Annotated in this window: 7 protein-coding genes; 4 read left to right on the top strand and 3 right to left on the bottom strand. The window is 74.1% G+C overall.

Annotated elements, in window-relative coordinates:
* Window positions 1-76: 76 nt before the first annotated feature.
* Window positions 77-1,372 carry a pyroglutamyl peptidase gene (locus tag ACFWZ5_RS44080; protein ID WP_384805752.1) on the bottom strand — a complete coding sequence of 432 codons (1,296 nt, stop codon included), beginning with the start codon at window positions 1,370-1,372 and terminating at the stop codon, window positions 77-79.
* 170 nt (window positions 1,373-1,542) lie between these two features.
* On the opposite strand from ACFWZ5_RS44080, the gene ACFWZ5_RS44075 reads away from it, so the two are divergent.
* The gene (locus tag ACFWZ5_RS44075; protein ID WP_384805750.1) at window positions 1,543-2,070 is read left to right on the top strand and encodes a hypothetical protein; all 528 of its coding nucleotides are present in this window, start codon (window positions 1,543-1,545) and stop codon (window positions 2,068-2,070) included.
* Here ACFWZ5_RS44075 and ACFWZ5_RS44070 read toward each other — a convergent pair.
* Window positions 2,060-3,016, bottom strand: coding sequence for a LysR family transcriptional regulator (locus ACFWZ5_RS44070; RefSeq protein WP_384805748.1), 957 nt, complete (start codon window positions 3,014-3,016; stop codon window positions 2,060-2,062). The genes ACFWZ5_RS44075 and ACFWZ5_RS44070 overlap by 11 nt on opposite strands.
* Before the next feature lie 58 nt (window positions 3,017-3,074).
* On the opposite strand from ACFWZ5_RS44070, the gene ACFWZ5_RS44065 reads away from it, so the two are divergent.
* Complete coding sequence (locus ACFWZ5_RS44065; RefSeq protein ID WP_384805746.1) at window positions 3,075-3,923, top strand: NAD(P)-dependent oxidoreductase; 849 nt, start codon at window positions 3,075-3,077, stop codon at window positions 3,921-3,923.
* Window positions 3,924-3,937: 14 nt separating this feature from the next.
* Entirely contained in the window at window positions 3,938-4,339 is a 402-nt protein-coding gene (locus ACFWZ5_RS44060; RefSeq protein WP_384805744.1) for a RidA family protein, read from the top strand.
* On the opposite strand, the gene ACFWZ5_RS44055 is transcribed toward ACFWZ5_RS44060, so the two are convergent.
* Entirely contained in the window at window positions 4,317-5,225 is a 909-nt protein-coding gene (locus ACFWZ5_RS44055) for an SGNH/GDSL hydrolase family protein (protein WP_384805742.1), read from the bottom strand. The genes ACFWZ5_RS44060 and ACFWZ5_RS44055 overlap by 23 nt on opposite strands.
* 380 nt (window positions 5,226-5,605) lie before the next feature.
* Here ACFWZ5_RS44055 and ACFWZ5_RS44050 point away from each other — a divergent pair, with 380 nt between their 5' ends.
* Entirely contained in the window at window positions 5,606-6,100 is a 495-nt protein-coding gene (locus ACFWZ5_RS44050; RefSeq protein WP_384805740.1) for a DUF3145 domain-containing protein, read from the top strand.
* Window positions 6,101-6,150: the final 50 nt, after the last annotated feature.

Genomic DNA, 6,150 nt, shown 5'->3' with positions numbered 1-6,150 from the left:
GGCCGATTGCTTTTCGGGGTGCTAGGGGCTGGCCCCTAGTTCGGGAAGGGGCGGGACTGGGGCGCCCCGCGAAGGCCTAGCGGCCCGCTTCCGCCTCCACCCCCGCCACCACGATCCGCCGCACCTGCCCCACGATGTCCACCCGGTTCCGCACGAACTCGGGATCCGTCACCGCCCCCGTCGCCGGATCGGTGTTCCCGGCGCCGAACTGGAGGACCGGCGTGTGCACATGCCCGCCGGGGAGCCGGTCCCGCAGGCCGAGCCGGTCGCGCAGCAGCGTCGCGCGGTAGGCGATCTCGTTGGACAGATAGTCACCCCCGCCGCCCTTGCGCGCGGCGGAGCCCGGCGTCGGCCCGTCGGCCCGGTCCACCGGCGCGGTGCCGCCCGCCGGGATCTCGGTCACGGCCGTGTTGTCGTACACGGGGAACCGGCCCGTGTCGGCGGCGACGATGTCCTTGTACGGCAGCGTGGTGGTCGTCCACTGCGGCTGCGACGCGGGATCGGCGACCGGGACGGTCCCCGTGCTCGACAGGTTCTCGTTGTCCCCGAACCCGCCCCGCCAGGCGCCGTTGGTCCGCTCGATGTCGAACTTGCCGATCCGCCCCTGGCTGACCGTCGTGAACAGGTCGACCCGCGGCAGTTGCCGCCGCAGCGCCCGCTCCACCACCCCGTCCGCGAAGTCCGTCCACCGCACCGGGAACACGGCCGTCTCGATGCGGACGGGCCCCGCCGCCGTCCTGACCACCGTGCCGTCGAGCGCGAGCGCGGAGGCGCCCGACAGATTGCTGATGCGGATGTCCCGGTCGAGCGTGAACGGGTCGAAGCCCGTCAGGAGCACCCGCTTGACCCGCTTGACCTGCTTCCCGTGCCCCTTGGCTGCCTTGGCGTAGCGGATCGTGTCCTGGCCCCGGGACGAGACCTCCAACCGGTCGAGCAGCCGCGCCCGCCGCCCGTCACCGAGCTCGAACCCCTTGGGCTCCCAGCCGCGCAGCGCCTTGGTCATGCCGAGCCGCGCCCAGTACAGCGGGCGGTCGTCGTCCCTGCTCAAGTCCCCGGTGGCGGGCCCGCGCCCCTGTGCCCGGTCCACGGCACGCCGCCACAGCGACTGCCCTTCGCGTACGACGAGACGCCGGGCCTGCTCGTAGGAGCGGGCGCGGTCCAGGGCCCGCGCGAAGGACGGCGCCACCCCGTCGAACCCGCTGCGGCGCAGGATCTCCTGCGGCACGGCGCGGTCGAGCCGCTGTTCCTCGACGGTGCCCACGGCGGTCTTCGAAGGGGCGGGGGCGGCCACGGCGGGGGCCGCGGAGGCGCCGAGCAGCAGTGCGGTACCGAGCGCGGCGAGCCGTATGCCGGAGCTGGGGGAGGGAGACACGAGGGTCCTTCCGTCGCAGGTGAGGTGGCGGAAGTATCGCGGGGCGAGGGAGGCGGGCGCCATAGGCGCCGAGAAGTCGTACGCGCGGCGGGCGGCCTCCGCCGCGCGGCGGAGGCGGACCATCCGCACCGCCGACGCCCCGGCGCCGGCCGCGCACCAGCATGGATCACATGCTGAGAGTCAACGCCCTGCCCGACGTCCCCCGCTGGGCCGCACTCGCCGCGCACGCCGTGCCGTGGGTCGTGCTGCCGTCGAGCCTGTGGCGCGTCGCCCTGGTCCTGCGCCTGCCCGTGTCGGACTACGGTCCGGGCCCGGGCGAGTCGCTGTACATCCTCGCGCTCAGCGCCGTGTCGGAGGGCCTGGCCCTGCTGACGCTCGGCCTGGTCCGCGGGTGGGGCGAGGTCGTGCCCCGCTGGATACCGCTGCTCGGCGGCCGCCGGGTGCGCCCGCTCGCCGCCGTGGTCCCGGCCGCGTCGGGCGCCCTCGCGCTCGCCGTGATCTGGGCCTACGCCTTCAGGAACGTGGGCGCGGGCCTGGACTCGGGCACGGGTCCCGGCGGCATGGGCTCACCGGCCCAGGACGCGTTCCTCATCCTCTGCTACACCCCGCTGCTGCTGTGGGCGCCGCTCCTCATGGCCGTGACGGTCGCCTACCACCGCCGCCGCACGCGCGCGGAAGGGCTCGCCGTCACGGGGTGAGCGGGCACGCCTCCCGCAGCGCCGTCAGGAACGGGGCCACGGCCGGTGACGGCGCCCGGCCCCGTGCCGTCGCCGCGTACACCGCCCGCGCGGGCGCGTCCTCGTCGCGCACCGGCACCAGCGTCACGTCCGGGCGCACCCCCTGCGCCGCGAGCGCCGGGACCAGGGCGACGCCGAGCCCCGCGGCCACGTACCCCTGCTTGGCGGTCCACTCGCCGACGACGTGCGCGACCCGTGGCCGGAAGCCCTGCCGCAGCGCGGCGTCGAGCAGGGTGCCCTCCGGCTCCGCGCTGCCGGACACCCAGTCCTCGTCGGCGAGTCGGGCCAGGCGCAGGTACGGCTCGCCCGCCAGGGCGTGGGCGGCGGGCAGCGCCACGTACAGGGTCTCGTCGAGCAGGTGGTGCAGCTCGTACGCGTCCTCGGGGAGCGGGCCGCCCGTCGTCGACACCACGGCCACGTCGAGGTCGCCCTTCGCGAGGCGCGCGAGCAGCGGCCGTGTGAAGCCCTCCACGCGCGTGAGCGTCACGCCGGGGTGCCGCTCGCGGAACGCCGCGAGCGCCCGCGGCACCAGCGCGACGTCCGCCGTCGCGAACGCCCCGAACCGCAGCACGCCGCCCGACACGTCGTCCAGAGCCGCCAACTCGCGCCGCAGGAGGGTCAGTTGGCCCGTCACGGCCTCCGCGTGCGGCAGCACCGTCCTGCCGTGCGCGGTGAGCCGTACGCCGCGCGGCAGCCGGTCGAAGAGCGGGGCGCCGCCGAGGGCCGCCTCCAGGGACGCGATCTGGCGCGAGACGGCGGACTGCGTCCAGCCGAGCCGCCGCGCGGCCACGGTGAACGACCCCTGCCGGGCCACGTCGAGGAAGGCGCGCAGCCACAGCGTGGAGAGGTCGACGGGCAGCCCTTCGGCTTCGGCGGCGGACGGTGCTTCGGTATGCGGATCAGTCATGGGTGCCATGCTAGACATTCGCTTGTCGCATCACTCGCCGCGGCCTAGCGTCGTACACATGGAAGATCACAAGGAACGCATCGCCTTCCTCGGGCTCGGGCACATGGGCACCCCCATGGCCCGTCAACTCCTCGCCGCAGGACACCCGTTGACCGTCTGGAACCGCACCGCCGCCAAGGCCGCACCCCTCGTCGACGCGGGCGCGCGCCTCGCCCCGTCCCCCGCGGACGCCGTGCGCGGCGCGGACGTCGTCGTCACGATGCTGGCGGGCCCGGACGCGGTGCGCGCGGTCGCCGACGCGATCGTGCCGGAGCTGCGGGACGGGGCGCACTGGGTGGAGATGTCGACCGTCGGACCCGAGGTCGTTCGGGAGCTGGGGGAGCGGCTCAAGGGCGGCGGCGTCACCCTGGTCGACGCGCCCGTCATGGGCAGCACGGACAAGGCGGCCGCGGGGGAGCTCGGCCTCCTCGTGGGCGGGGACGCCGACGGCGTGGCGCACGTGCTCGCCCCCTTGGGGGCGGTGACCCGCACCGGAGCGCTCGGCTCCGGCGCCGCGCTCAAGCTCGTCGTCAACACCGCCGTGCTCGGCGGCGTAGCCCTCGTCGCCGAGTGCCTCGCCCTCTCCGACGCGCTCGGCCTCGACGCCGGTGTCGCCCGCGACACCCTCGCCCGCGACACCCTCGCCCGCGGCCCGCTCGCGGGCGCCGTCGCCCGCGCCTTCGCCGACGGCGCGCACTTCGGCAACGACCTCGCGGCCAAGGACATGGCCCTGGCCGTGCAGGCAGCCGCGCTCCCCGCAACGGCGGCGGTGGCGGCGCACTTCAAGGCCGCCGCCGCCGACCCCGGGACGGCCCACGAGGACGTCTCCCGCGCCGTCCCCCGCATCCGCGCCGCCCGCCACCACTGACAGGAGCCCGCACCATGACCCCGCTCTTCACCCTCTCCAACCCCGCCACCGCACCCCAGCCCCTCGGCCCCTACTCCCAGGTGGCCCGCGTCCAACTCGCCGACGGCGGCGCCCTGTTGTACGTCTCCGGCCAGATCGCCGAGGGCGCGGACATCGCCGAGCAGAGCCGCGGCATCTTCGAGGCCCTCACCGCCCTGCTCGCCGCGCACGGCGGGACGCTGGACGACATCATCAACATCCGTACGTTCCTGACGGACATCGACGACCTGCCCGGGTACGGCACCGTCCGCTGCGCCTACCTCACGGGCACGCCGCCCACCAGCACGACGGTGGCGGTGCCGGCGCTCTTCCGGCCCGAGGCGCGCATCGAGGTCGACGTGGTCGCGGCCGTGGTCAGTCCGCCCGCCGCGAGGTGACCCCCCGGTAGGCCATCTCGGCGAGCCGTGCCTGCCCGTCCTTGTTCGGGTGGAACCAGTCCCAGTGGCTCAGCAGATCCGAGCCGAAGCGGAAGTCGAAGACCGCCCCGTCGTCGTACCGGCAGCGCCGGTCCTTCGCGCAGACGTCCTTGAGGACCTTGTTGTACGCGACGACCCGCGCCCGCACGGAATCCCGCCGCTGCGTGGCCGCCGCGTCCATCGCGTCGGCGTCGGCCAGCATCGACTTGCAGATGCCGAGCTTCCACACCTGCTTGCCGAGCTGATTGGTGCGCCCCGTGGACCACAGGCGCTTCAGGTCCGGCACGCTCGCCACGTACACCTGCGTCTTCGGCTGCTTGCCGCGCAGCGTCCGCAGGGCCTCCTCGAAGTCGGCGCGGAAGTCGGCGACGGACGTCATCTCGGCGACGGACGACCGGCATGCGTCGTTGGCGCCGGCGAGGACGGTCACCAGGTCGGGGTCCTTGGCGGCGGCCTGGGTCATCTGGCCGGGCAGGTCGGACATGCGGGCGCCGGTCCTGGCGTAGTTCCAACTGTGCGTGGCGGAGCGCTGCTTGCCGAGCAGCCGCTGCGCGAGGCTGCGCACATCGTTGTCGCTGCCCGTGGCCCAGGACGCCTCGGGGCAGTCGGAGAGCACGGAGCAGGCGTCGAAGCCGCGGGTGATGGAGTCGCCGACGGCGGCGAGGGAGCGCGGGCTCGGGTCCCACACCGGGGCCCGCCGGGGGGCCGCTCTGTCCTGCGCGGACGAGCCGTTCGGCCCGGACGCGTTGTCCCCGGAGGCGTCACACGCGGTGAGCGTGGCGAGACCCGTGAGAGCCGCTGTCGCGACGGCGACAGCGGCTCGTGCGCGCGGCCGTGATTTCCGCATTCTCGTCCCCTCTGTCCCCTGTGTCGTCCAACGTGACGTCGTACGGGCCCTTCAGGTTGCGTCCCGTCACATGCTGAGATGTCCTCGTGACGGCCGCCGGACACCCGGCCGGGGGTCTCGGAGCCTCCCAGCGAGTGAAACCTCTGTGTTTCCCGGCATGAGGACCGACGGTACGTCACACTCCTTGCCTCGCCGCACGGTAGCCTCGCCACCCAGTGGCACCCGTTTCTCTCGGTTCCGCTAAATTACATCACGTCACATCTGTCCCTTTTTTAGACTTTCCTTGACTTTCCTCGCTTTTGAGGAATACCTGGAATACCGCTCGGCACGGGCGCGAGGCCGCTCAGGAAGGCGTACCTCGTCCCACACTGGAGGTCCCGGTGACGACACGTGGAGTTCTGTACGTGCACTCCGCACCGCGCGCGCTGTGCCCGCACGTCGAGTGGGCGGTCGCGGGCGTGCTCGGCGCGCGCGTCAGCCTCGACTGGATCAGGCAGCCCGCGGCGCCCGGCACCTGGAGATCCGAGTTCTCCTGGCGGGGCTCGGCGGGCACCGCGTCCAAGCTGGCCTCCGCGCTGCGCGGCTGGCAGCTGCTGCGCTTCGAGGTCACGGCGGAGCCGTCCGCCGCGGCCGAGGGCGAGCGCTACAGCGCCACGCCCGACCTCGGCATCTTCCACGCCGTGACCGGCGTCCACGGCGACATCCTGATCCCCGAGGACCGCCTGCGCGCCGCCCTCACCCGCTCGCAGCGCGGCGAGGGCGACCTGGAGGCCGAGGTCGCCCGGCTGCTCGGCAAGCCCTGGGACGACGAGCTCGAGCCGTTCAGGTACGCGGGCGAGGGCGCGCCGGTGCGCTGGCTCCACCAGGTCGTCTGATCACGACGGCACGTACGCCGAAGGGCCCCCGACCTGCACAGGTCGGGGGC

It is taken from the genome of Streptomyces sp. NPDC059003 (assembly GCF_042740445.1).
Lineage (GTDB): Bacteria > Actinomycetota > Actinomycetes > Streptomycetales > Streptomycetaceae > Streptomyces.
The sequence above is the reverse complement of the archived record's forward strand: the minus strand, read 5'-3'. Positions and strand labels throughout refer to the sequence as shown.

What these genes read in the sequence shown, in the direction of transcription:
- ACFWZ5_RS44075 (WP_384805750.1), top strand. Translation starts at nt 1,543, where the DNA reads ATGCTGAGAGTCAACGCCCTGCCCGACGTCCCCCGCTGGGCCGCACTC.
- ACFWZ5_RS44070 (WP_384805748.1), bottom strand. Translation starts at nt 3,016, where the DNA reads ATGACTGATCCGCATACCGAAGCACCGTCCGCCGCCGAAGCCGAAGGG.
- ACFWZ5_RS44065 (WP_384805746.1), top strand. Translation starts at nt 3,075, where the DNA reads ATGGAAGATCACAAGGAACGCATCGCCTTCCTCGGGCTCGGGCACATG.
- ACFWZ5_RS44060 (WP_384805744.1), top strand. Translation starts at nt 3,938, where the DNA reads ATGACCCCGCTCTTCACCCTCTCCAACCCCGCCACCGCACCCCAGCCC.
- ACFWZ5_RS44055 (WP_384805742.1), bottom strand. Translation starts at nt 5,225, where the DNA reads ATGCGGAAATCACGGCCGCGCGCACGAGCCGCTGTCGCCGTCGCGACA.